Here is a 24809-nt window from a genome sequence, read left to right as displayed (position 1 = left end):
CCGTGCGGAGAGGGGCGTGATTCGGTTGGCGCCGCGGAGGCACGCGCAGTCCGTGCCGCGTCCGCGGTCCACGGCGCAGGCCGTGCCGGTGGTGGAGCCGACAGCGGGCTCCCCGAGGTGGGCGACGGCCACGGCCACCTTGTCGGCAGTGACCAGATGTCCCATGGATCCACGGGGTGTCAGCGATGCCGGCGGCTCCCGCGGTCGACGCGGGTGCCGGAGCCTAAGAACGGGCCGAGGCGCGCGACAGGGGCCCCTCGGGCGGTGAGCAATCCCGCGACGGCCGGGCCGATGCCGAAGACGCAGGTGGGGAAGGCCTTCCTCGGACCCGTGAACGCGGGCGCGCCGATGCTCATGCGCCGGCCTCCCCCTGCCACACGGCACCGTCAGGGTGGCGGTGGGCCGCCACGGAGGCCGGACGCATTTCGGCGCTGATACCTGGAGCGGTCGGCGCGAGATAGTGGCCGTTCCGGATCCGCACGGGGTCGGTGAAATGCTCGTGCAGATGGTCGACGTACTCGATGACGCGGTCCTCCGTGGTGCCGCTGACGGCCACGTAGTCGAACATCGCCAGGTGCTGCACCATTTCGCACAGGCCGACCCCGCCGGCGTGCGGGCAGACGGGCACGCCGAACTTGGCGGCCAGCAGCAGGATGGCGACATTCTCGGTGACACCGGCGGTGCGGCTGGCGTCCATCTGCAGGACGTCGAGCGCCCCGGCCTGGAGGAACTGCTTGAACATCACCTGGTTGTGCGTGTGCTCGCCGGTGGCCACCTTGACCGGTGCCAGCGCCTTGCGGACGGCAGCGTGTCCCAGCACGTCGTCGGGTGAGGTGGGTTCCTCGATCCAGTACGGGCCGTAGGGGACGAGGGACCGCATCCAGTCGATCGCCTGCTGAACTCCCCATGCCTGATTGGCGTCGACAGCGATACGGATGTCCGGGCCGACGGCTTGGCGGGCCAGTCGCAGGCGGCGGACGTCGGCGTCACGGTCGGCGCCCACCTTCAGCTTGATCTGGGAGAAGCCGTCGGCGACCGCCTCTTTGGACAGCCGCACCAGCTTGTCGTCGTCGTAGCCGAGCCAGCCGGGCGTGGTGGTGTAGGCCGGGTAGCCGTGCTCCAGCAGGTGCGCGGTGCGTTCGGCGCGGCCGGGCTCGGCGCGGAGCAGGATGTCCAGGGCCTCGTCGCGCGTCAGCGCGTCCTCGAGGTAGCGGAAGTCCACCAGGTCGACCAGCTGTTCAGGCGACATCTCGGACAGCAGCCGCCAGACCGGCTTCCCGGTGCGGCGCCCGTACAGGTCCCATACCGCATTGACGATCGCCGCGGCGGCCATGTGAATGGCGCCCTTCTCCGGTCCCAGCCAGCGCAGTTGGCTGTCGCCGGTCAACCGCCGGGAGAAGGCGTGGAGGTCGCCCAGGACCTCCTCCACCGGTAGTCCCACCACCAGCGGGGCCAGGGCCCGAACGGCCGCGACCTCGACGTCGTTGCCTCGCCCCACGGTGAAAGCCAGGCCGTGTCCCTTGCCGCCGCCGCTCGTGCGGATCGTCACGTAGGCGGCCGAATAGTCGGGTTCGGGGTTCATGGCGTCGGAGCCGTCGAGTTCGAGCGAGGTCGGGAACCGTACGTCCACCGCTTCGACGGAGCTGATCACTTCAGTCATCGCATTTCCTGTGGCCCAACAGGCACTGGACATGGGACGGATTTAACGCGCGGCCGAACGGTTGTGTCCATACCTGCGATCGAAGTTTCTGTGGCTAAGCCGGATCACCTGCGATTACGCGAATCGCCGACCTGATCGGCCGCAGGTGAGTCACCCCATGCCTTCGAAGACATGGGATCGATTGCTACAGTCGGCTGGCGCGCACGAGGAGGGATGGCGAAGCATGTCACTGACCGACAAGGCCATCGACCGCATCAGGGACCTCGTCCAGTCGGGCGAGCTTCCGCCTGGGGCCAAGCTTCCCCCCGAGCAGCAGCTCGCCGCGGAGCTGGGGCTGTCCCGCAATCTGATGCGGGAGGCGGTGAAGGCGCTGGTCGTCTCGCGGGTACTGGAGATCCGGCGGGGCGACGGCACGTACGTGACCAGCCTGGAACCGGAGGTGCTGCTGAGCGGCGTCGGATCCGCCGTGGAGCTGCTGCGCGGTGACACGCTGCTGGAGCTCACCGAGGTCCGCCGGTTGTTCGAGCCGGTCGCCACCGGACTGGCCGCCAGCCGCATCTCGGCGGCCGAACTCGCGGAGGTGGAGCGACACCTGGAGGCGATGCGGGCGGCCCGCGACGACGTGGAGCGGCTCAACGAGCACGACGCCGCCTTCCACCGGGCGGTGATCGCGGCCACCGGCAACGCCACGCTCGCCACCCTGCTGGAGGGCATCGCGAGCCGGACGCTGCGCGCACGGGTCTGGCGCGGACTGGTCGACGACCATGCCGCCGACCGCACGCTGGTCGAGCACGAGGCGATCTACCAGGCACTGGCCGCCGGCGACGGAGGGCTCGCCCAGGCCGCCGCCCTCCTGCACGTCAGCACCACCGAGCAGTGGCTGCGCGCACACCTGGACCGCGACGGCGCCTCGTAGACAACCGGCCGGACCTACCCCGGGCTTCCGCGGTCAGCGCAGCAGGAGCTGCACGATGGCGATGACCCCGACGGCGACGATGACGGCTCGGAGGGCGGCGGGCGGGAGCCGGCGGCCGACCCCGGCGCCGATCTGCCCGCCGAGGGCGGAGCCGACGGCGATCAGCAGGACCGCGGTCCAGTCGAAATCGGCGACGAAGAGGAAGAAGCAGGCGGCGACGCCGTTGACGACGGCCCCGAGGATGTTCTTGACGGCGTTGACCCGTTGCAGGTTCTCGTCCAGGAGCAGGCTCATCAACGAGAGATAGATGATCCCCTGGGCGGCGCCGAAGTAGCCGCCGTACGCGCTGGCGAGGAGCAGCCCGACGATGAGGACAGGTCCGCCGTGCGCGCGGCTGGGGGTGCCGTTGTCCTCGCGGCGGCGCTGCAGGGCCCTGGCGAGGCGTGGCTGGAGCAGTACGAGGACGAGCGCGAGCGCGATCAGGACGGGGACGATCGTGTCGAAGGCCTCGGAGGGCAGGGCGAGCAGGAGGACGGCGCCGCCGAGTCCGCCGATGAGAGCGGTGATACCGAGGATCAAGGCCCGGCGGCCCTGTCCGCGGAGTTCGGCGCGGTAGCCGATGGCTCCGCTGATGGAGCCGGGGACGAGGCCGAGGGCGTTGGAGACGTTGGCGGTGATCGGTGGCAGTCCGGTGGCGAGCAGCACCGGGAAGGTGATGAGGGTGCCGGAGCCGACGATGGTGTTGATCGTGCCGGCTCCGATGCCCGCTGCGAAGACCGCCACTGCTTCCCAGATGGACAAGGCCATCTCCCTTATCTGATCAGCGTGTCGCCTCCCCGCCGCGCGATGGGCGGTCGAGGGGCTCGCTCTGATCATGCACGACCGAGCGTTGGCCCGGGGTGTGAGCTCAGCATATGGGAGGGCGCTGACCAGCAACGGTGCGGACACGATGCGCCCGTCCCTCTCCACAACCAGGTATACCGGGCGGTAATGTCGGCCCCCGCCGGACAGCACGAGACGGCGGAGTGAGCACGAAGGGGTCCTCATGGCGACGGACATGCCTGCTGAGACAGAGGCGGCCATAGCTGCTGGGACGGAGTCGGACCACGACCGTTGGCAGCGCATGTGGGGCCACCGTGAGCAGTTGCTCAAGGTGGCCCGGCGCAGGTCGATGAGCCAGGAGGACGCCGAGGACGCCGTGCACGAGGCGATGCTGCGTGCCGCCGAGCGCCCCGACCTCGACGACGATCGCCTCGGCGCCTGGCTCACGACCGTCACCATGCGGCTGTGCGTCGACCGGTACCGGCAGGTCAACCGCGAGGCCGAGGTGCGCACCAGCCCCACGCTGGTCGCTCCGGGCCCGGTGCCCGTCGAGGAGGCGGTGTGCGACCGGGCCGAGGCGAAGTGGCTGGCCGTGCGCAGCGGGGAGCTGCCCGCCCGGCAGGCGGAGGCGCTGCGACTGAAGTCCGAGGACCTGGACGTCGGCCAGGTCGCCGTGCAGATGGGGCTGAGCTATCGGACGGTCGAGTCGTTGCTCGCCCGGGCCCGGCGGACGTTGCGCGCCTCGCTGGCCGGGACGCTCGGGGTGGTGCTGTTCCTGCTCGGGCGCGGACGGCCGCGCGGAGGCGGGAGGGCCCAGGCCGTGGCCGTCGCCTCGACGGCGGCGACCCTGGCGGTGGCGGGGTTCGTGCTGCCGTACGCGCTCGACGGCAGCGGCGGCGGGAGCGGGGACGGTCCGGCACCGCGGGCCTCCGTGTCCGGGCCATCGGAGGCGCTCACGCCCGACCGGGACGGTGGGGTGCGGCGTCCGCAGGAGTCGCGCGCGTCGGCGTCGGCGGCTCCCGGCGGCCGTCCGGCGGGAGCCGCGACCGGCGGATCGGTGCTGCCACTGTCCGTGCCGCCCTTGCCCGCGGCCTCGGTGCCCTCACTTCCGGGACTGCCGACGCCCGAGGTTTCTGAGGTCCTTGAGGTTCCCGAGGTCCCGGACGCGCCCGAGCTGCCGGATACATCAGACATTCCGAATATGACTGATGCACCGGATGTGTCAGATGTGCCACGCCAGTCTGCCGTTCCCTCGGTGACACCCGTGTCGCCGGTGCCGTCGTTGTCGCCGGCTCCGGGCGCCTCCGTCGGGCCGTCCGGCTCATAAGGCCGTCCGCACAGCCGTCCGCGAGCCCCTCCGCGGCCTCTCCGTGACCCCGTCCGGAAACCCGTCCGAAAAAAATCGGCCATCTCGCGACGGACACCCCGCCCCTCCCCGTAGAGCAGATGTCGGAGCTGCTCCACGGCTGAAGGGTGGACCGGATGGGTGTCGAGATCTGTGTGGAAGGGCTGACCAAGTCCTTCGGTCACCAGGTCATCTGGCAGGACGTCTCGCTGACGCTGCCCGCCGGGGAGGTATCGGTCATGCTCGGCCCCTCGGGCACGGGCAAGTCGGTGTTCCTCAAGACGCTCGTCGGGCTGCTGAAGCCGGAACGCGGTTCCATCACGATCCAGGGCCGGGACATCACCAAGCTCCGTGAGCACGACCTGTACGAGGTGCGGAAGCTGTTCGGTGTGCTGTTCCAGGACGGCGCGCTGTTCGGCTCGATGAACCTGTACGACAACATCGCCTTCCCGCTGCGCGAGCACACCCGCAAGTCCGAGAGCCAGATCCGGCGCATCGTGCTGGAGAAGATGGACATGGTCGGGCTGATCGGCGCGGAGGGGAAGCTGCCCGGCGAGATCTCCGGCGGTATGCGCAAGCGGGCCGGGCTGGCACGGGCCCTGGTGCTGGACCCCGAGATCATCCTCTTCGACGAGCCCGACTCGGGCCTCGACCCGGTGCGCGTCGCCTACCTCAACCAGCTGATCGTCGACCTCAACGCGCAGATCGACGCCACCTTCCTGATCGTCACGCACGACATCGCCTCGGCCCGCCAGGTGCCGGACAACATCGGACTGCTGTTCCGGCGTGAGCTGGTCATGTTCGGCCCGCGGGAGAAGCTGCTGACCAGCGACGAGCCCGTCGTACGCCAGTTCCTGAACGGCCGCATGCAGGGGCCGATCGGGATGGCGGAGGAGAAGGACGCCGCGCAGGTCGAGCAGGAGCTGGCGCAGCTCACCGACAGGTCGCCTGCGCAGGAGCTGACCCCACGCCTGCTGCCGGGCCCGGGCATCACCCGCCCGCCCCGCTGGCAGGCGATCGCGAGACGCGAGGCCGCGCTGCACGAGAAGGAGGTGGCCGGAGCGTGAGCCTGTCGCCGACCGGAGCGCTGCGGCACTCGGGCAACCTGTTCGCGATGGCGCTGGACGTCGTGCGGACGATACCCCGGCGGCCGTTCCAGGCGCGGGAGTTCATCCAGCAGGCGTGGTTCGTCGCGAGCGTCACCATCCTGCCCACGGCCCTGGTGTCGATCCCCTTCGGGGCGGTCATCGCCCTGCAGATCGGCAGCCTGACCCGGCAGCTCGGCGCCCAGTCCTTCGCGGGTGCCGCGTCCGTCCTGGCCGTGCTGCGGGAGGCCTCGCCGATCGTCACCGCGCTGCTGATCGCGGGCGCGGGTGGCACCGCGATCTGCGCGGACCTCGGAGCGCGCAAGATCAGGGACGAGATCGACGCCATGCAGGTGCTCGGCATCGACCCGATCCACCGCCTCGTCGTACCCCGGGTACTGGCCTCCATGGTGGTGGCCGTGCTGCTCAACGGCCTGGTGTCGGTCGTGGGCGTGGCCGGCGGCTACTTCTTCAACGTGATCCTCCAGAACGGCACGCCCGGCGCGTACCTGGCCTCGTTCACCACCCTCGCCCAGCTCTCCGACCTGTGGGCGGCGGAGGTGAAGGCGCTGGTGTTCGGGGCGATCGCCGGGATCGTCGCCTCCTACAAGGGGCTCACGGCGAAAGGCGGCCCCAAGGGCGTGGGCGACGCGGTCAACCAGTCCGTGGTGATCACCTTCATGTTGCTGTTCGTGACGAACTTCGTGATGACCGCCGTGTACTTCCAAGTCGTTCCGCAGAGGGGCTGAGGCATGGCGCTGTTGCAACGTCTGGAGGAGCTGGGCACCCAGCTCTCCTTCTACGGCCGCTCGCTGGCGTGGACGGGCCGCACCCTGCGCCGCTACAAGAAGGAGATCGTCCGGCTGCTCGCCGAGGTGAGCTTCGGGCGCGGAGCGCTGGCCGTCGTCGGCGGCACCGTCGGCGTCATCGCCTTCCTGTCGTTCTTCACCGGCACCGAGGTGGGCCTCCAGGGCTACGCGGCCCTCAACCAGCTCGGCACCTCCAACTTCGTGGCCTTCCTGTCGGCGTACTTCAACACCCGGGAGATCGCCCCGCTGGTGGCCGGGCTCGCCCTGTCCGCCACGGTCGGCGCCGGGTTCACCGCACAGCTCGGAGCGATGCGGATCAGTGAGGAGACCGACGCCCTTGAGGTGATGGGCGTGCCCTCCCTGCCGTTCCTGGTGACCACCAGGATGATCGCCGGTTTCGTCGCCGTGATCCCGCTGTACGTGATCGGCCTGCTCTCCTCCTACCTCGCCGCCCGCACCATCACCACCGTCTACTACGGGCAGTCGACCGGCACCTACGACCACTACTTCCAGCAGTACCTGCCGCCCGTCGACGTGCTGTGGTCCTTCGGCAAGGTGATCGTCTTCGCCGTACTGATCATCCTGGTGCACTGCTACTACGGCTACTACGCCAGCGGCGGACCCGCCGGGGTCGGCGTCGCCGTGGGCCGTGCGGTGCGGACCTCGATCGTCGCCATCAACGTCCTGGACTTCTTCCTCAGCCTCGCGATCTGGGGCGCCAACACGACCGTACGGATCGCGGGGTGAGACCGATGAGAGCAACGAGAGTGCTGAGGCTCCGGCTGTACGGCGTCGCCTTCCTGGCGGTGCTGGCGCTGCTGCTGTCGCTCGCCGTGGCCGTCTACCAGCAGGCGTTCACCCCGGTGGTGCGCATCACCCTGGAGGCCGGCAGCCTCGGCAACCAGCTCGATCCGCGCGCCGACGTCAAGCTGCGGGGGCTGCTGGTCGGCGAGGTGCGCTCGGTGCGCGCGGACGGCGAGAAGGCGACCCTCGACATCGCGCTCAAGCCGGAGCACGTCGCGTTCATCCCGTCCGACGTGCACGCCCGGCTGCTGCCCAAGACGCTGTTCGGCGAGAAGTACGTCGACCTCGTGCCGCCGCCCGGTTCCGCGGCCCGGCCCATCCGCGCCGGGGACGTCATCACCCAGGACCGCACGAAAGCCGGCATGGAACTCCAGCGGTTGCTGAACGACCTGCTGCCGCTGCTGCGCACGGTCGAGCCGGCCGAACTGAACGCCACCCTCTCGGCGTTCGCCACCGCGCTGGAGGGACGCGGCGACCGGATCGGCGACAACCTCACCCGCGTCGAGAGCTATCTGCGCCGCCTCAACCCGCATCTGCCGTCCCTCAAGGAGGACATCGCGCGCTTCGCCGACGTCGCCGAGGTCTACGGGGACGCGGCGCCCGACCTGATGCGGATCCTGCGGAACACGGTCACCACCAGCCGCACCATCGTCGAGAAGGAGGACCGGCTGGCCGCGGCGCTCCGCTCCACGGCGACCGTCGCGGACACCGGTGAGGACTTCTTCGACGCGAACGGCGACCGGCTGATCACGCTGGGCCGGGTCTCCCGGCCCACCCTGGAGCTGTTCGCCCGCTACTCACCCGAGTACCCCTGCCTCCTCGACGGCCTGGTCCGGCAGGAGAAGGTGTCCGAGGAGGCGTTCCGGGGCGGCCGGATGCGGATCACGCTGGAGGTCGTACGCCCGCAGGCCGCGTACGAGCCCGGCGAGGAGCCGCGGTACGCCGAGCGGTCCGGGCCCGACTGCCGGGGCCTGCCCCGGCCGCAGGTGCCCGCCCCGCACACGAAACTCAACGACGGTACGTCGCCCGGTAGCTCGGGCGGCGCTCTGCCCGGAGGTGTCAAGGTGTCCGCCACCGAGGCCGAGCAGCGGGCCGTGGGCTCGCTCGTGGCCCCCGTCATGGACGTACCGGCGGACGAGGTGCCGCCCGTCGCGACCCTGCTGTTCGGCCCGCTGGCCCGGGGGACGGCGGTGAGCGTCGCATGAGGAACCAAGGAGCACGTCAAGCCGCCGCCCCGCTGGCCAAGTTCGCCCTCTTCGCGCTGGTCACGATCCTGGCGACGGCCCTGCTCGCCGCCACCATCGTCAACATCTCCTTCGCGCCGAAGGACACCTACCGGGCGGTGTTCAGCGATGTGACCGGCCTTGAGGAGGGCGACGACATCCGCGTGGCCGGGGTGCGGGTCGGCGAGGTCGAAGGCATCCGGATCAAGGACCGGACGCTGGCCGAGGTCACCTTCACGGTCACCGCGGACCGCCCGCTGCTCACCAGCACCGGCGCGGTCGTCCGCTACCGGAACCTGGTCGGGCAGCGGTACATCGCGCTCACCGAGGGCGCCGGTGACAGCACCCGGCTGCGGCCCGGCGGCACCATCCCGCTGTCCCGCACCCAGCCCGCGCTGGACCTCAACGCGCTGCTGAACGGCTTCAAGCCGCTGTTCGCCGCGCTGAGCCCCAGCGACGTCAACCAGCTCGCCACCGAGATCATCAAGACCCTGCAGGGCGAGGGCGGCACCGTGAACAGCCTGCTCGCGCACACGGCGTCGCTCACCACGACGCTCGCCGACCGCGACGAGCTGATCGGCTCCGTGATCGACAACCTCAACTCCGTACTGAAGACCCTCGACCGGCGCGGCGCCCGCTTCTCCGGGTTGCTCAAGCAGTTGCGGCGGGTGATCTCCGGACTGTCCGCCGACCGCAAGCCCATCGGGGAGTCCCTGGTCAGCATCGGCGACCTCACGGAGGCCACGTCGGGGCTGCTGCACGACGCCCGCCCGCCGCTGAAGGACGACATCGCCGGTCTCGGCGAGGTCACCGGAACGCTGAACAGGAACGAGAAGACCGTGGAGGGCGTGCTGAAGCGGCTGCCGAACAAGCTCAACGAGCTGACGGGGACGGCGTCCTACGGCTCGTGGTTCAACTTCTACCTCTGCGACTTCGACGGACGGATCGTGCTGCCGAAGACGAAGCAGGTGCTCAGCCCCGAGTTCCACGTGGCGCGGGCGAGGTGCGGCGCATGAGGATCCGCATCGCGGCGCGCAGGACGCGGCGCCGCCGCCCCGAGCCCCTGATGAAGGTGCGCGTCCTGCCACCGAAGCTGCCGGGGATCAGACTGCCCCGGAAGGCGGGCCGCCCGCGGCTGAAGCCGTTCCGGGACCGCAACCCCGTGGTCGTCGGCGCGGCCGGGCTCACCGCCCTCGCGCTGCTGACCGTGGCCGCGTTCAACGCCGACAGCCTGCCGGTCATCGGCGGCGGCGAGACGTACAGCGCCGCCTTCTCCGAAGCGGGCGGCCTCAAGCCGGGCGACGAGGTGCGGATCGCCGGCGTCAAGGTCGGCAAGGTCGAGGACGTCGATCTGGACGGCGACCACGTCAAGGTGACCTTCAAGGTCAAGGACGACCCGGACTTCGGCACCGGCACCGGGGCCTCCATCCGGGTCAAGACGATCCTCGGCGCGAAGTACCTGGCGCTGCACCCGAAGGGGCCGGGGCGGCTGCGGCCGGGCAGCGAGATCCCGCTCCGGCGGACGGTGTCCGCGTACGACGTCGTACAGGCGTTCAGCGACCTGACGACCACCACGGAGGAAGTCGACACGGAGCAACTCGCGAAGGCGCTGGACACCATCTCCACCACCTTCCAGGACTCGCCCGCGGAGGTCCGGGCCTCCATCAGAGGACTGTCACGGATCTCCCGGACGGTGGCCTCGCGCGACAAGGAACTGCGGGAACTCCTCGACCACGCCAACGGCGTCACCGGGGTACTGGCCGCGCACTCCAAGGACTTCTCCGCGCTGGTCAAGGACGGCGACAAGCTGTTCAAGGAGATCAGCAAACGGCGCGCCGCGATCCACAAGCTGCTCAAGAGCTCCGCCCTGCTGGGCATCGAGCTCTCCGGCCTGGTCGACGACAACCGGAAGGAGATCGGGCCCGCACTCAGGAACCTCAACACCTTCGTCAGGATGCTCGAACGCAACCAGGCGAGCCTGGAGCGCAGCGTCAAGCTGCTCGCGCCCTATGTCCGGGTCTTCAGCAACACCCTCGGCAACGGCCGCTGGTTCGACTCCTACGTCCAGAACCTGGTCGCCGCCCCGGTGGTGCCACGTACGGGAGGCTCACGATGACCAGGCGCTCATCCGTCCGGCGCACCCTGGTACTGCTCACCGTGCTCGCGGTGTTGGCCGCGTTCGCCGTCGCCCTGTGGCCGCGCTCCGGTACCGTCCGGGTCACGGCGTACTTCCCGCGCACCGTCGGCATCTACCCCGGCTCGGACGTCCGCGTCCTCGGCATCCGTATCGGCGAGGTCAAGCGGATCACGCCGGAGGGCGGCCGGGTGCGCGTCGAGCTGGAGTACGAGGAGGGCCGCAAGCTGCCCGCCGACGCTCAGGCCGCCATCATCAACTCCTCGGTGGTCAGCGACCGTTACGTGCAGCTGCTGCCGGTGTACCGGAAGGGCCCGGTGCTGCGGGACGGCGACGTCATCCCCGAGTCGCGCACGGCCGTCCCCGTCGAGCTGGACCGGATCTTCGACAGCCTGCACACCACCTCCGAGGCGCTCGGCCCGAAGGGCGCGAACAAGGACGGCTCCCTGTCGCGGCTGCTGGGCGTGAGCGCGGACAACCTCGAAGGCCAGGGCGAGAACCTCAACCAGACCGTCGAGGACCTCTCGCAGGCCGTCACCACCCTGTCCGACGGACGGGGTGACCTGTTCGGCACCGTACGGAACCTCCAGGTGTTCACGGCCGCGCTGGCGGCCGACGACCGGAGCGTCCGCTCGTTCAACGACAGCCTCGCCGACGTGGCGGAGCAGCTCGCCGCGGAGCGCAAGGACCTCGCTGCGGCGCTCAAGCACCTGGGCGCGGCCCTCGGCGACGTCTCGGAGTTCGTGAAGGAGAACAAGTCGTCGCTGACGTCGAACGTGCGGGGCCTCAGCAAGGTCACCAAGGTGCTCGTCACCCAACGCGCCGCGCTGGAGGAACTGTTGGAGGTCGCCCCCACGGGCCTGTCGAACCTGCAGAACGCCTACAACGCCTCCGCCGGCACCCTCGACACCCGCAACAACGCCCAGCAGTCGCAGGACCCCGCCGCCCTGCTGTGCTCCCTGCTGAGGACCACCGGCGACGAGGGCGGCAAGAACCCGGACTGCGCGGAGCTGAAGAAGCTGTTCGACTCCCTGCCCGAGGTGCCGAAGGCCGGAAGCGCGACCGGCACGGTCGACCGGACGCTCGGCGGAATCCTGGAGGGCCGCGCATGAGTGTCTCCCGCAGAACGGGCGTGGCCGCGTGGACGGCCGCCGGTTCGCTGCTGCTGTCGGGCTGCCAGTTCAACGGCTGGTACGACGTCGAGCTCCCCGGAGGAGCGGCGGCGGACGACCGCGCCTACCGCGTCACGGTCGAGTTCAAGGACGTACTGGACCTGGTGCCGCAGTCGGCGGTCAAGGTCAACAACGTCACCGTCGGCGCGGTCGAGAAGGTGGAACTGGACGGCTGGCACGCCCGGGTGCGCCTGCGCGTCGCCGACTCGGTGAAGCTGCCCGCCAACGCGGTCGCCGATCTGAGGCAGACCAGCATGCTCGGCGAGAAGTACGTGGCGCTGTCCCCGCCGGCCGGCACCGCGCCCGTCGGACGGCTCCGCGACGGCGACCGCGTCCCGCTGTCCCGCAGCGGCCGCAACCCGGAGATCGAGGAGGTGCTGTCCGCCCTGTCCGCGCTCCTGAACGGCGGCGGCGTGGCGCAGCTCAAGACGATCACGGTCGAGCTCAACAAGGCCCTGGAAGGGCGCGAGAACCGGCTCCGGTCCCTGCTCACGGAACTCGACACGTTCCTCGGCGGCCTCGACGGGCAGCGCGCGGAGATCGTCCGCGCCCTCAAGGGCATCGACCGGCTGGCCGAGCGGCTGCGGAAGGAGAGGAAGACGATCGCCGAGGCCGTCGACACGGTGCCGCCCGCCCTGAAGGTCCTCGCCGACCAGCGCCGCGACCTCACGCGGATGCTCACCGCCCTGTCGAAGCTGGGCAAGACCGGCACCCGGGTCGTGAACGCCTCGCGGGACGACGCCGTCGCCAACCTCAAGCGGCTGAGGCCGATCCTGCAGCAGCTCGACAAGGCGGGCGACGACCTGCCCAACTCCCTCGAGCTGCTGACCACTTACCCCTTCCCACGCAACGTGGTCGACGCCGTCAAGGGCGACTACGTCAACCTCGCGGTCACCGCCGACCTCGACCTGGCGGGCATCTACGGCAACGTCAAGGACAAGCCCGGCGGCTCCGGCGAGGGCGGTGACGGCTCCGGCACCCCGGACCTGCCGGACCTGCCCGAGGCGCCGGACCTCCCGGACGTGCCCGGTGTCCCGACGCCGACCGCGCCGCCCAAGGTCCCGGAGGTGCCGGTCGAGCCTTCGGCGCCCTCGGACGGCGGCGACGTGCTGTGCCCACCGGTGTGCACCGCGGGCTACGGCCCCCGAGCGGACTCCGGCCGCCTCCCGCCCGGGATCGACCTCGCGCTCGCCGAGCTCATGCTGAAGGGAATCCAGCCGTGATCACACGTACGGTCAAGGCCCAGCTGCTCGCCTTCACCGTCCTCACCGCCGTCGGGGTGTCGTACGTCGGCGCCGAGTACACCGGCCTGGTGGACGAGGTTCTCGACCGGGGCTACACCGTGCGCGCCGACTTCGCCGCGTCCGGGGGCATCTTCTCCGGCGCCGAGGTCACCTACCGAGGGGTGCCGGTGGGCCGGGTGGGCGAGTTGCGGCTGGCCGGCTCGGGGGTGTCGGTGGCCCTGGAGATCGAGGACGACGCACCCCGGATCCCGGCCGACACCCTGGCCGTGGTCGCCAACCGCTCGGCGGTGGGCGAGCAGTACGTCGACCTGCAACCCCGGCGTGGCGGCGGCCCCTACCTGCTCGACGGCAGCCCGATACCGCGCGAGCACACCCGGGTGCCACTGCCGACCACCGACCTCGTCGTCAGCCTCGACCGGCTGGTCAACTCGGTCGGCAAGGACGATCTGCGCACCACCGTCGACGAGCTGGGCAAGGCCTTCTCCGGCACCGGGCCACGGCTGAGCCGGCTGGTGGACTCCGGCAACGAACTCGTCGAGGCGGCGTCCGACACGCTCCCCGAGACGGTCTCGCTGATCGAGGACTCGCGGACGGTCCTCAGGACACAGTCCGACCAGGGTTCCGCCATCAAGTCCTTCTCCCGCGATCTGGCGGCGCTCACGGGGGAACTGAAGTCGAGCGACGGGGACCTGCGCCGGCTGATCGGCAACGCGACGCCCGCCGCGCAGGAGGTCGACTCCCTGCTGAAGTCGACCCGGCCGGACCTGCCCGTCCTGCTGGCCAACCTCATCAGCGGCGGCCAGGTCACCGTGGCGCGGCTGCCCGGGGTCGAACAGGCCCTGGTCACCTTCCCGGTCGTCGTCGGCGGCAGCCACACGGTGATCCCGGGTGACGGCACCACCCACTTCGGCCTCGTCCTGAACGCCGACGACCCGCCGCCGTGCACCCAGGGCTACGGCGGAACACGGCGGCGCGACCCCGCCGACACCGGCACCCGCCCCGCCAACACCGACGCCCGCTGCACGGCACCGCGCGGCAGCGACACCTCGGTGCGCGGCGCGCAGAACGCCCCCGGCGCCCCGGGCGGTCCGTACGGCGCCGACCGGGCCGCTCACGTCACCCCGTACGACCCGGACAGCGGCACCGCCACCGGCCCGGACGGGACACCCGTCGAGATCGGCTCGACGGGTGGCGAACAGACCGTCTTCGGAAAGGAGTCGTGGCAATGGCTACTCGTCGGACCGATGGCTTGAACGCCGACGGTGAGAAGCGGGGGCGCCGCAGGGCGGCGCTGTCCGCCGGACTCGTCGTCGCGACCGTCGTGACGACCGTGCTGTCGGTCTGGCTGGCCCTCGGGCTGGCCGAGCAGCGCTCGACGGAGCAGCGGCGGCAGGACATCCTGGCGGCGGCCCGCCAGTCGGCGCTCAACTTCACCTCGCTCGACTACCGCCACTACGACCGGGACAGCCGGAACGTGCTCAAGAGCGCCACCGGCGACTTCAAGAAGCAGTTCACCGCGCAGACCGAGCAGTTGACCCAACTGGTCGCCCGGAACAAGTCCGTGTCCGAGGGACAGGTCCTCGAAGCGGGCATCGTGCGGTCCGACAGCCGCTCCGCCCGGGTCCTGGTCGTCGCCGACAGCAAGGTGACCAACACGGCCGTGCCGGGCGGAGAGCCGCGCACGTACCGGCTCCAGCTCGACCTCGTACTCAAGGACGGCCGCTGGCTGACGTCCGACGTCGAGTTCGTGGGCTGACACCCGAGGTGAGGAGAAAGACCGTGGCGAACACGACCACGCGGGGCCGCGGCGCCGGCTCCCCCGCCCGCCGCACCCTGACCGCGGCCGCCCGCGCGGCGGCCAAGCGCACCCGACGCGGGGAGCCCCTCGCGGACGGGGCACCATCACGGGCCGAGGAACCGTCCCCCGGGCGCACGCTGGTGATCGACGCTCCGGGCGGGTGGGACGACCCGCCGGAGCCGGAGCCGGAGCAGGTGCCCGAGCCGGGGGACGTGCCTGAGTCCGGGAAAGTGCCGGAGTCCGGGGAGGTGCCGGAGGAGAGGGCGTCCGTACGACGGCTCTGGCGACGGCCGCTCACCGTGGCGCTCTGCGTCCTCCTCGTGGCAGGCCTGGCCGCCGTCGCGGTGCTCGGGTGGCAGTACCGCGAGGGGCGGCGCGCGGAACAGGCGCGGGGAGAGGCGCTCGCGGCCGCGCGGAAGGCGGCGCCCGTCGTCCTGTCGTACGACTACCGGCGTCTCGACCGGGACTTCGCCCGCGCCCGCGCCCATCTGACCGGCGCCTTCCGCGACGAGTACGGCAGGACCACGGCCAAGGTCGTCGGACCGACCGCCAGGAAGTACCACGGTGTGGTGAAGGCGACGGTGGCGGCACCCGCGAACGGTGACCGGCCCGCGGAGTCCGTCGTGTCGGCCGAACCGGACAAGGCCGTGATCCTGCTGTTCGTCAACCAGGTCACCACGAGCACCCAGGTCACCGGGTCCCGCGTGGACCTGAACCGGGTGCGGATGACGCTCACCCGCACCTCCGAGGGCTGGAAGGTGAGCGCCGTGGACGCGCTGTAGGGCCCGTCGGCTCAGGACGTGGCCGGGGCGGTGCCGTGGCGGCGCTGGCGGTGGGTGTAGGCGGTGACGGCCTGCCAGAGGTGCCGGCGGTCGGTGTCGGGCCACAGGTCGGGGGTGAAGTGCAGTTCGGCGTAGGCCGTGTGCCAGGGGAGGAAGTTGGAGGTGCGCTGCTCGCTGCCGGTGCGCCAGAGCAGGTCGACGTCCGGCAGGTCGGCGAGGGGCAGGTGCCGGGCGAAGTCCTCCTCGGTGATCAGGTCGGGGTCGAGGTGACCGGCCCGGACCCGGCGGGCCAGGGCGGCGGCGGTGCGGGTGAGCTCGTCCCGGCCGCCGTAGTCGATGCACATCGTCAGCGTCAGGCCGGTGCGCGTGCGGGTGGTGCGTTCCCGTAGGTGGAGGAGTTCGGTCAGCTCGGCGGGCAGGCGGCCGGTGCGGCCGTGCCAGCGCAGCCGGACGTCCAGGTCCTCGAAGGGGTTGTCGGTGAGCTCGCGGCGCAGCAGGTCGAGGATCGCGTCGACCTCCTCGGTGCCGCGCTTCCAGTTCTCGGTGGAGAAGGTGTAGAGGGTCAGGTGGCGCAGGCCGACCTCCAGGGCGCCGTGGACCATCTCGCGGACGGCGCCGGAGCCGGCGCGGTGGCCCTCGTGCCGGGGCAGGCCGCGCTGCTGGGCCCAGCGTCCGTTGCCGTCCATGATCACGGCGACGTGGGCGGGCAGGTCGCCGGGCGGGATCCGCGGCGGCCGCTCCCCGCTGGGGTGGGGTGGCGGGGGTCGGAAGGCCGTGGCGGGTGACGGTGGGGCGGGCGCGGGCGGCTCGTGCGGGCCGGCTTGCCGGGGCGGCGGGACCGTCAGGGGGGTCAGGGACCAGGCGAGGGCGGCGCGGGCCCGGGCCGGGGCGAGGACGCGGGCGCGGGTGAGGACCGTGGGGCGGGGCTGGGTGCGCAGGAGGTCCGGACCGGCGGAGTCGACGGCGTCGAGCTGGGCGTGCAGCAGGGCGGCCATGGTGTGCAGGACGGTGGCGGGGCCGGGGTGCATGCCGCGGGTGAGGGCGCCCTGGGTCACCCACTGGCGGGCCAGGCCGGTCAGGTGAGTGATCAAGGCGGACACGGCGGGGCTCCAGCGGCGGTCGGCCAGGTCGGCCGCGGAACCGGGATACCGGTCGAGTACCTCGTCGGGCAGGAGGAGGTCGCCCTCGGCCAGGTCGGCGGACAGGTCGCTGAGGATGTCCGTGAGCCGGACGCCGTCGAGGAACTCCTCGTAGCTCTCCCGGGCGTCCAGACGCAGGGCCACGGGGACGCCGGCCCGGTCGAAGAGGGTGCGGACCTGGCCGAACCAGGGCAGCAGGTTGTCCCGGCCCCAGGCACGCCAGGCGGCCCAGTCGTCGAAGCGCCTGCCGCGGGTGTCGTCCCTGACCTGGACCATGGCGTCGCGCAGTTCGGACAGGTCCAGGCGCCACCGGGCCGCGGTGTCCACGAGGGCGTGGCGGACCGGGTCCGGGCTGGATCCGGTGGGCAGTTCGCGGTGCAGGGCGGTGATCCAGGCCTCGACCCGGGCGGCCCGTTCGGCGGCCGGGGCCGTACGGTCGTCGCCCAGGTCGTCGAGGGCGTTGGCGGCCGCCCACAGGGCGTGCAGCGCCGGGCGCAGAGGCGCCGGCACCAGCTGGATCAGCGCGTACTCCGCCGGGTCCTGTTCTCTGGTAAGGCGCCGGCACAGCCGGTACGCCGCCCGCAGGGACGGATCGTCGCCGGTCACCGGAAGGCCGGTCATCGCCGGTCGGTCTGCCGCTGCTGTGGTCGCGGGAGGCGCATCGCTCACAACTAGGACCATACGTCCTGGTTGGGGGCGTTGATCACAGGGGCCGGGGAAGCGACACCGATCCGGCCCGACCCGCTTCCACCCGCTTCTGCCGCTGCCGTAGGCCGGCTACGTCACGGTCCCGGCCCCGGGTCCGGCCGCGCGGCCTCGGTGATGCCGGCCCGGGCCGCCTCGAGCTGAGCGGCGAACGCGATGCCGAGGAACAGTGCCACACCGGTCAGGTTGGCCCACAGCAACAGGGCGACGAAGGCCGTCAACGGCCCGTACACGGCGCCGAAGGAGCCGCTCCTCTCGACGTAGAGCGCCAGCAGCCAGGTGGCCGCGATCCACAGCACCAGATGGACCGCGGAGCCGAACGCCAGCCAGGTGTAGCCCGGTTGATCCCGGCGGGGAGCCCAGCGGAAGATCACCGCCGAGGCGATCCACGCGAGCGCCACACCCAGCGGCACGTCGAGAGAACCCCACCAGTCGAGCCAGGTGCCGGACCAGCCGAGGGCCCGCACCACCGCGCTTCCGACGGCGTCGCCCGCCACCAGCACCAGGAAGCCCAGCACCATCGGCATGCCCGCGGCGAGGGCGAGGAGCAGGGACCGCCCGTACTTGGCGAGGAAGGGCCGGTCACGCTCGATGCCGTAGATGCGGTTGGCGCCGCGCTCGACCTGGGCCATCGCCGAGGCCAGGTTGACCAGGGCGAACGCCAGGCCCAGCCACATGGCGACGGCGCCCCAGACGCTGGAGCCCGCGCTGCGGGCGGTGTTGTCCAGGGCGTCCTCGACCAGGCTCGCGCTGGCACCGGGCACGATCCGGCCCAGGGTCAGCTCGATGATCCGGCCCACGCTCTCCGTGTGCACCGTGGTGGCCACGCCGACCAGCGCGATGGTGAACGGCACCATGCCCAGGACCACCTGGAAGGCGAGGGAGCGGGAGCTGCTGAAGCCGTCGGCGTAGCGGAACCGGGTGAACGCGTCGATGAGCAGCCGACGGCCTCCGTAGCGGCGCAGCGCGGTGAACGCCTCGTCGCCGGAGAGTTCCTCCCCGATCATGTCCCGCGTCTGCGGGACGTGCACGGCGGTGCCCATCGAGAAGGTCTCCTCGTGTCACGCGTCAGAAGGGCATACGGCCCCGGGTGCGACGGCCGGCCGAGCCGCTGCGGCCCACGGCGCGGGAACTGGTGTGGAAGGGCTTGCTGAGCAGCCTGCCCAGTATGCCGGGTGCCTTGCCGCCGGCGCGTGCACCGGCCCCGAGCGAACGCTGTGTGCCGCGCTCGGGGTGGCGGGACAGGCGGGGAACCAGGAAGGCCAGCAGGGCCAGGACCACACATCCGGCGATGACGACGGCGACGATCACGAGCTACCTCCAGTGAGGGGTGGGAGGAGACAAGTGCCCCGCCACGACGCCTCTATGTGGCTTCCCCGGCGCCGGTACCCTCCGTGCCCTCCGTGCCCTCCGTGCCGTCCTCGCCGTCTCAGCCGTCTTCACCGTCGCCGCCGTCGTCCGGCGCGCTCTCGTCGTCGCGGTCGACCACGGCCGCGACCGGGCCGAGGGCGATGTTCTTCGCCGCGGACTCCGTGCCGGGGTGCGGGTGGGTCGGGGCCATGGCCTCGGCGGCCTTCAGGGCCGAGGCCATGGACGCGAGACGGTCCTGGTCCGCGTGCCGGCGGATGTGGATGAACTCGTAGCGCTCCTCGGCACGGGCATGGGCCATCACGTCCAGCCGCAGGGCGAGGAGTTCCGTCAGGAACTTCGGGTCGTCGGTGTCCATGCCGTCCAGCCGGGACAGGACCTCCTTCGCCTCCCGCTCCTCGGTCAGACGGTCCTCCACCACCTGCTCGCCGCCCGGCACGTTCGACCGGGTGAAGGGGCGGACGACCTCCTCCTCGGCCGTCTCGTGCACGGCCAGCAGCCGGACCAGCCGGCGGAACGCGTCGCGGCGCTCGTCCCCGCTGGTTCGCTCGACCTCGTCGAAGAGGTTGCGGATGTCGCCGTGCTGACGCATCAGCAGGGCCACGACGTCGGCGTCACTCGCGGCGATTCCGGCCACGGTCAGCCCCTCTCCCTCAGGGCGGGGTCCGGGTGCTCCCCCTCGGTCTCCATGCGGTACTCGCGGCCGAACATCTCGTGGTGCTGGGCCATCACGCGCTCGCTGGGCGGCTCCTCGCCGCCGTGGATCCGCTCCTGCATCTTCTCGAACCGCTCGTGCGCGTCCCGGACGTAGCCGGTGCCCAGCGTGGTCAGGTCCATCTGGGTGTCCAGGAGGTCGCGCACGAACGCCTTGTTCTCCTCGAAGGTGAGCACGTTCGGCAGCTCCGGGGCGAAGATCTCCTGGGGCTCGCGGCCGTCATGACGGCGCATCAGGTCGCAGGCGATCCGCAGGTGTTCGAGCTCCATGTTCAGGTGCAGCTCCCAGATGGCCTTCACCTTCGGGTCGCTCTCCTGCTCCATGAAGGAGTGGTAGAGGTAGCACTCGTTGTACTCGTGGTTGACGAGCTGCTCCCACCACGTCTCGCCCGGGTCGACCAGGGACTCGTAGTGGGTGACGTGCTCCTCCTCGATCAGGCCGATCTCCTGGTAGAGCTGCCGCGCGATGGGCTCCATGTACTGGGGGCCGACGTTCATGTAGAAGTTCATGGTCTGCTGCTCCGCCGACATGATGGTCAGGGCGTGCAGCTTGGACAGCGGGTTCGTGGTCGACCGGTCGTACGGCTCGCGCACGTTGTCGTGCGGGTGGCGGTGGTGGAACTTCGTGGGGCGGCCCGGCATCACCTCGGTGAGGCCGTCGACGATCGACTCCGCCTTGCGGTGCTCGATCATCTCGTAGAGGTTGGCGTACCGGTACAGGTGGTCGAAGTCCTCCAGCACGCCGAACTCGTACGCCTGCTTCAGGTACGGGTCGGGCTCGTGGCGGGCGACCCAGCCGGTGAGGTCCACGGCGACCTGCTCGTAGGCGATGGTCGTCTCCAGGACTGAGGCGAGGCCCGGCAGCAGCCAGTTGACGGCCTTCTGCTGCTGGTGCTCGACGTAGCGGACCTCGGCGAGCAGCCGTTTGACCTCCGGGTCGGGGCAGCGCCGGGCCAACTGGTGGCTGAAGAGGATCGCCTCGACCTCGATGCCGTTCATCGTGATGACGCGGCAGCGGGTGTAGGGGTCGCTGCGGTCGGGGTCGATCGGCTCGACGTCCAGTTCCCGCCAGCTGCGGAGCTGACGGTCGAGGGGGATGCCATGGTGCTCGAGGGGGTTGAAACCCATGGGAGTAACTCCTCGGCAGGACCGGAGCGGGACGCCGCCGAGTACCCGGGGGCCATGGGGCCAAACGGCCGGCCGGCCCATGCACCCTTACCCCCAACCCCCACCACAAGCACCCTTACCCCCGGCCCGGTCCCAGGATCCGCACCGGGCCGGGATTCAGCCCCGTCGGCGGGCGAGGGCCCTCTGCAGGGCCGTGCGGAGTTCCGGGGGCGGGGGCGGGCCGTTCGTCTCCGCGCCGGCCGTCACCGCGGCGGCCACCTCGCGGAGCTTGGTGTTGGAGAGCTGGGACGTCTCGCGGAGGATGTGCCAGGCCTCGTCGGAGGTGCAGCCGTGGGTGGCCATGAGGATGCCCCGGGCCTGGTCGATGACCGGGCGGGAGGCGATCGCCTGACGGAGCTGCTCGACCTCCTCCTGAAGGATGTGCAGGCGCTCCGCGCGTTCCAGGAAGACGACCGAGGACCCCGCGGCCGTGGCGGGCGCGACCTGGTCCGTCGTGGAACGGAGCGGGTCCGAGGTGTCCAGGCCCGCCAGTTCCAGGATCCGCAGCGGCTGGCCGTTCCAGTTCGAGGTCGTGATCGTCAGCGAACGCTGCCGTCCGTAGTCGCTCAGCACGTCCAGGAACTCCAGGCCCGCGGTGTCCATGAAGTGCACGTCCCCCATGTCCAGGTCTACCCGCGTGACGGTGTTCGGCAGCTCCTCCAAAGCTCTAGCCAAAGCTTCGGCGCACCCGTGCACGAACTCACCACGCGGGGTGAGCTCTGCCCGTTCCGCGCACACGCGGCCACTGATGAGCAGGGGATTCGACCCTCCTGTGAGATGTGGTGATGCCGCAGAGGTCATGTCACCGCCTTCTCGTCCTCGTCGGTCGTGTTCGTCCACGCGGAACTGCACGACGTCACTCGCCCCCGTGGACGTCCGTGTGAGGTGCGCCTGCCCGCCTTACGGCTTACTACACTCCCGGACGGGGAATGAGCCTTCCCCGGATGGGTACGAGCGCTGTGGTCCAGAACGTGGGGAGAGGGCGTGAACACTTCGCATCGTGTGCCGGCCGCCGGATCCCGCGATTCCGTGCCGCGCCTGGCGGTGTTCCCGCTGACCGGGCGCAGCGGGGTCCGTGCGGCGGGTGAGATCGCCCTGACGACCCGTGCCATCTGGGAAGGTGTACTGGACGAGGCCGTTCGCGAGGATGACGACGTGTACTACCTGGAGCTGTCCGATGTGACGTTCGTCGACGTCGCGGGCGCGGGTGCGCTCGCGGCCGCCGCCGGACGGCTCCAGGAGGGGCGGCGGTTCGTGGTGCGGCGGCCGCCGTCGGCCCTGCGACGCACCCTGGACCTCCTCTGGCCCGGCCAGACGGGGATCGAGGTGTCGACGTCATGACAACTGCCGTGACCGAACCCTTCGGGTCTCTGGAGCCCTTCGTCCACCCCGCCCTCTTCTACCGGGACGAGGAGGAGTACCTCGACGGCACCGTCCCCTTCGTGCGCGAAGCCCTCGCGGCCGGAGAGCCGGTGGCGGTCGCCGTGCCCGGCAAGAACCTGGAGCTGATCCGCGACGCGCTGGGTGACGACGCCGGCTCCGTGCGGCTCCTGGACATGCGCGAGGCCGGACGCAACCCCGGACGGATCATCCCCGGCGTGCTGCGCGCCTTCGCCGACGCCCAGCCGCCCGGCACCCGGGTCCGGATCATCGGCGAGCCCATCTGGGCCGGGCGCTCCGACCTCGAGTACCCCGCCTGCGCCCAGCACGAGGCGCTCATCAACGCGTCCTTCCAGGGCCGCGCGGCGACCATCCTGTGTCCGTACGACGTCGAGCAGCTGCCGGAACACGTCCTCGCGGACGCGTACGCCACCCACCCCACCGTCATCCGCTCCGGTTCCCGGCAGGAGCAGGGCAGCGACGCGTACGCGCCCGGTGACGTCGTCGCCCGCTACAACGAGCCGCTGCCGCCCGTCCCCGACGCGCTGACGTTCGCCTTCGACGCCGACTCCCTCTCTCAGGCCCGGCACGTGGCCGTCGGGGAGGGCTCCCGGTACGGCCTCACCGGCGTCAAGCTCGACGACCTGGCCCTCGCCATGGCAGAGCTCACCACCAACAGCGTGGTGCACGGGGGTGGCTCCGGAGTGATGCGGGTGTGGACCGAGGACGGCTACGTGGTGTGCGAGGTCCGCGACCAGGGTCGCCTCGCGGACCTCCTGGCCGGGCGCCGGCCCGTGCCCCGCGACCAGCGCGGCGGGCGCGGACTGCTGCTGGTCAACCTGATCTCCGACCTGGTGCGGGTGCACACGGGCGACGACGGGACGACCGTACGCTGCTGGTTCGCCCGCTGAGGAGCGGCCGCCACGGCGCCTTGGGGGCCTCCCCGGTCACTCAACTCCCCAGCGGATCCAGCGTCAGCGGCTCGATCCTGCCCTCCAGCATCGCGCCGAGGCCCTGTACGGCACACACGTCCGGACGCTCGGCGATGTGCACGGGCATACCGGTCGCCTGCCGCAGCATCTGGTCCAGGCCCGGCAGCAGCGCGCTGCCGCCGACCATCATGATCCCCCGGTCGACCAGGTCGGCCACCAGGTCGGGCGGGCAGTCCCGCAGCACCTGGCCGATGCCGTCGAGGACGGCGGTGAGCGGCGTCTGGATGGCGTCCCGCACGGCCGCGGTGTCGACCTGCACGGAACGGGCCAGACCGGTGGCGACGTCCCGCCCGTGGATCTCGGTGGAAGCCGGACCGTGCGGGGTGAGGCCGTTGCCGGACAGGGCCAGCTGCAGTGGCCGTACCGACTGACTGGGCAGCATCAGCTCGTGCTCGTGCCGCAGGTGCTGCACGATCGCGTGGTCGACGGCCTCCCCGCCCACCGGGATGCGCTCGGCGGTGACGATCGAACCGAGGGACAGCACGGCCACCTGGGTGGCCGCCGCCCCGCACACCATGATCATGGTGGCCTCGGGCTGCTCCACCGGCAGCCCACACCCGATGGCGGCGGCGATCAACGTGTCCACCAGCTCCACGCGGCGCGCCCCCAGACCGACCAGCGTCTCGATCGCGGCACGCTGGGCCAGCGGGTCGGCGTCGTGCGGGGTGCAGGCCGCCGCGCGCAGGATCGGCTTGCGGCGCAGGCTGCGGCGCATCTTGTCGCCGAGCAGGTGCCGCAGCATGCGCTGCGCCATCTCGATGTCGACGACGGTGCCGCCGGTGACCGGGCGGACCACCCGGATGTAGTCGGGCGTGCGGCCCGTCATCTTCTCCGCGAGCTCGCCGACCGCGATCAGCGCCCCGGTGCGGGTGTTCACGGCGGCGGCGGACGGCTGGTCCACGACGAGCCCGGCGCCCTTGACGTAGACGCGGGTACGGGCCGCCCCCAGGTCGACGGCGAAGTGGCAACGGCGCAACTGCTCCAGACTGGCGGTCATGGCAGGTCCTCCCGAGAGCACAGACCGTGGGCGGCCGCCAGGTGGCGGGCCTCGACTGGGGCCGCCGGGCGGCGGTCCTCCCTCGCATCGTGCGCCGGAAGCGGCGGGACCGCCTTTCTGAGGGGGCCGGGCGGGGGGCCGCCGAACGGGGGGCTCTTCCGCGGCGGGTTCGTGGAGAAAGCATGAAAGGCCCTGAAACGCGGCGGGTGAGCCGTACTGGTGTGCTGTGGTTGTCGTGACAGCCGACGGGCTGGGGCGGCGGACATGACGCACGATCGGGCGGAGCAGGTGACGCAGGAGGTACGCGGCCAGGTCGAAGCGGCACTCGCCGACGTGGACCAGCCGGTGGTGTTCGGACCGAGCCGGGGCACGGGGCGCGCGAAGGCACCGCCGCGTCGCAGGCGGCCGCACCCCGTGGTGGCCCGGCAACCGAAGAAGGGCGTCCTGCACTGGTTGTTCTGGCTCGTCCTCGCCCCCGTCCACTACGTGACCGACCCCATCGGAAACCTCTTCGACTGGCTCCTGGACAAAGTCTCTTTCCGTCGTGCGAAGC

The 24809-nt window shown here is 71.3% G+C and carries 24 protein-coding genes; 15 read left to right on the top strand and 9 right to left on the bottom strand.

Annotated elements, in window-relative coordinates; genetic code table 11:
• Window positions 1-352: 352 nt before the first annotated feature.
• Window positions 353-1660: an enolase C-terminal domain-like protein gene (locus IE97_RS0116025; protein WP_106975360.1), complete on the bottom strand. Its 1308-nt coding sequence runs from the start codon at window positions 1658-1660 to the stop codon at window positions 353-355.
• 223 nt (window positions 1661-1883) lie between these two features.
• Here IE97_RS0116025 and IE97_RS0116020 point away from each other — a divergent pair, with 223 nt between their 5' ends.
• The gene (locus IE97_RS0116020) at window positions 1884-2576 is read left to right on the top strand and encodes a FadR/GntR family transcriptional regulator (protein WP_030239313.1); all 693 of its coding nucleotides are present in this window, start codon (window positions 1884-1886) and stop codon (window positions 2574-2576) included.
• 33 nt (window positions 2577-2609) lie between these two features.
• Here IE97_RS0116020 and IE97_RS0116015 read toward each other — a convergent pair whose 3' ends face one another.
• Window positions 2610-3383, bottom strand: a complete 774-nt coding sequence (locus IE97_RS0116015; RefSeq protein WP_030239308.1) for a sulfite exporter TauE/SafE family protein — start codon at window positions 3381-3383, stop codon at window positions 2610-2612.
• A gap of 250 nt (window positions 3384-3633) precedes the next feature.
• On the opposite strand from IE97_RS0116015, the gene IE97_RS39295 reads away from it, so the two are divergent.
• The 12 genes from IE97_RS39295 (at window position 3634) to IE97_RS0115955 (ending at window position 15794) form a co-directional block, all read left to right on the top strand.
• A complete protein-coding gene (locus IE97_RS39295) occupies window positions 3634-4725 on the top strand; it encodes an RNA polymerase sigma factor (protein ID WP_234310797.1) in 1092 nt (363 codons plus the stop codon).
• A gap of 155 nt (window positions 4726-4880) precedes the next feature.
• Window positions 4881-5810 carry an ABC transporter ATP-binding protein gene (locus tag IE97_RS0116005; protein WP_030239300.1) on the top strand — a complete coding sequence of 310 codons (930 nt, stop codon included), beginning with the start codon at window positions 4881-4883 and terminating at the stop codon, window positions 5808-5810.
• Window positions 5807-6577 carry an MlaE family ABC transporter permease gene (locus IE97_RS0116000; RefSeq protein ID WP_009313612.1) on the top strand — a complete coding sequence of 257 codons (771 nt, stop codon included), beginning with the start codon at window positions 5807-5809 and terminating at the stop codon, window positions 6575-6577. The genes IE97_RS0116005 and IE97_RS0116000 overlap by 4 nt, the downstream gene beginning before the upstream one ends.
• A gap of 3 nt (window positions 6578-6580) precedes the next feature.
• Window positions 6581-7384, top strand: a complete 804-nt coding sequence (locus tag IE97_RS0115995) for an MlaE family ABC transporter permease (RefSeq protein ID WP_030239289.1) — start codon at window positions 6581-6583, stop codon at window positions 7382-7384.
• 5 nt (window positions 7385-7389) lie between these two features.
• Complete coding sequence (locus IE97_RS0115990) at window positions 7390-8646, top strand: MCE family protein (protein ID WP_030239285.1); 1257 nt, start codon at window positions 7390-7392, stop codon at window positions 8644-8646.
• Window positions 8643-9680 carry an MCE family protein gene (locus tag IE97_RS0115985; RefSeq protein ID WP_030239282.1) on the top strand — a complete coding sequence of 346 codons (1038 nt, stop codon included), beginning with the start codon at window positions 8643-8645 and terminating at the stop codon, window positions 9678-9680. Before IE97_RS0115990 ends, IE97_RS0115985 begins: the two co-directional genes overlap by 4 nt.
• Window positions 9677-10780 carry an MCE family protein gene (locus IE97_RS0115980; protein WP_420706092.1) on the top strand — a complete coding sequence of 368 codons (1104 nt, stop codon included), beginning with the start codon at window positions 9677-9679 and terminating at the stop codon, window positions 10778-10780. The genes IE97_RS0115985 and IE97_RS0115980 overlap by 4 nt, the downstream gene beginning before the upstream one ends.
• Window positions 10777-11910 carry an MCE family protein gene (locus IE97_RS0115975; protein ID WP_199807109.1) on the top strand — a complete coding sequence of 378 codons (1134 nt, stop codon included), beginning with the start codon at window positions 10777-10779 and terminating at the stop codon, window positions 11908-11910. Before IE97_RS0115980 ends, IE97_RS0115975 begins: the two co-directional genes overlap by 4 nt.
• Entirely contained in the window at window positions 11907-13193 is a 1287-nt protein-coding gene (locus tag IE97_RS0115970) for an MCE family protein (RefSeq protein ID WP_030239272.1), read from the top strand. Before IE97_RS0115975 ends, IE97_RS0115970 begins: the two co-directional genes overlap by 4 nt.
• Window positions 13190-14467, top strand: a complete 1278-nt coding sequence (locus IE97_RS0115965; RefSeq protein ID WP_030239269.1) for an MCE family protein — start codon at window positions 13190-13192, stop codon at window positions 14465-14467. Before IE97_RS0115970 ends, IE97_RS0115965 begins: the two co-directional genes overlap by 4 nt.
• Entirely contained in the window at window positions 14440-14970 is a 531-nt protein-coding gene (locus IE97_RS0115960) for a hypothetical protein (protein ID WP_234331824.1), read from the top strand. The genes IE97_RS0115965 and IE97_RS0115960 overlap by 28 nt, the downstream gene beginning before the upstream one ends.
• A gap of 23 nt (window positions 14971-14993) precedes the next feature.
• Window positions 14994-15794 carry a hypothetical protein gene (locus IE97_RS0115955; RefSeq protein WP_030239263.1) on the top strand — a complete coding sequence of 267 codons (801 nt, stop codon included), beginning with the start codon at window positions 14994-14996 and terminating at the stop codon, window positions 15792-15794.
• Between the two features lie 11 nt (window positions 15795-15805).
• On the opposite strand, the gene uppS is transcribed toward IE97_RS0115955, so the two are convergent.
• From uppS to IE97_RS0115925, 6 genes are all read right to left on the bottom strand, one after another.
• The gene (gene uppS / locus IE97_RS43455; protein WP_037844360.1) at window positions 15806-17554 is read right to left on the bottom strand and encodes a polyprenyl diphosphate synthase; all 1749 of its coding nucleotides are present in this window, start codon (window positions 17552-17554) and stop codon (window positions 15806-15808) included.
• A gap of 161 nt (window positions 17555-17715) precedes the next feature.
• Complete coding sequence (locus IE97_RS0115945) at window positions 17716-18681, bottom strand: YihY/virulence factor BrkB family protein (protein WP_030239258.1); 966 nt, start codon at window positions 18679-18681, stop codon at window positions 17716-17718.
• Between the two features lie 25 nt (window positions 18682-18706).
• Window positions 18707-18949 (bottom strand): DUF6411 family protein, encoded by a 243-nt coding sequence (locus IE97_RS0115940; RefSeq protein WP_030239255.1) that lies wholly within the window; start codon window positions 18947-18949, stop codon window positions 18707-18709.
• 118 nt (window positions 18950-19067) lie between these two features.
• A complete protein-coding gene (locus tag IE97_RS0115935) occupies window positions 19068-19643 on the bottom strand; it encodes a hemerythrin domain-containing protein (RefSeq protein ID WP_051705000.1) in 576 nt (191 codons plus the stop codon).
• 2 nt (window positions 19644-19645) lie between these two features.
• Complete coding sequence (locus IE97_RS0115930; RefSeq protein WP_030239250.1) at window positions 19646-20848, bottom strand: hypothetical protein; 1203 nt, start codon at window positions 20846-20848, stop codon at window positions 19646-19648.
• A 156-nt stretch (window positions 20849-21004) separates the two neighbouring features.
• Window positions 21005-21688, bottom strand: a complete 684-nt coding sequence (locus IE97_RS0115925) for an ANTAR domain-containing response regulator (RefSeq protein WP_030239247.1) — start codon at window positions 21686-21688, stop codon at window positions 21005-21007.
• Between the two features lie 183 nt (window positions 21689-21871).
• Between IE97_RS0115925 and IE97_RS0115920 the strand changes: the two genes are divergently transcribed.
• Together IE97_RS0115920 and IE97_RS0115915 are read left to right on the top strand one after the other, a co-directional pair.
• Window positions 21872-22228, top strand: a complete 357-nt coding sequence (locus IE97_RS0115920) for an STAS domain-containing protein (protein ID WP_030239244.1) — start codon at window positions 21872-21874, stop codon at window positions 22226-22228.
• Complete coding sequence (locus IE97_RS0115915; RefSeq protein ID WP_030239240.1) at window positions 22225-23178, top strand: sensor histidine kinase; 954 nt, start codon at window positions 22225-22227, stop codon at window positions 23176-23178. Before IE97_RS0115920 ends, IE97_RS0115915 begins: the two co-directional genes overlap by 4 nt.
• A gap of 40 nt (window positions 23179-23218) precedes the next feature.
• On the opposite strand, the gene IE97_RS0115910 is transcribed toward IE97_RS0115915, so the two are convergent.
• Window positions 23219-24256: a rod shape-determining protein gene (locus IE97_RS0115910; RefSeq protein ID WP_030239236.1), complete on the bottom strand. Its 1038-nt coding sequence runs from the start codon at window positions 24254-24256 to the stop codon at window positions 23219-23221.
• Window positions 24257-24809 lie beyond the last annotated feature (553 nt).

It is taken from the genome of Streptomyces sp. NRRL S-455, from assembly GCF_000717875.1.
Lineage (GTDB): Bacteria > Actinomycetota > Actinomycetes > Streptomycetales > Streptomycetaceae > Streptomyces.
Note: the sequence above shows the minus strand (reverse complement) of the source record. Positions and strands in the feature narration are given on the sequence as shown.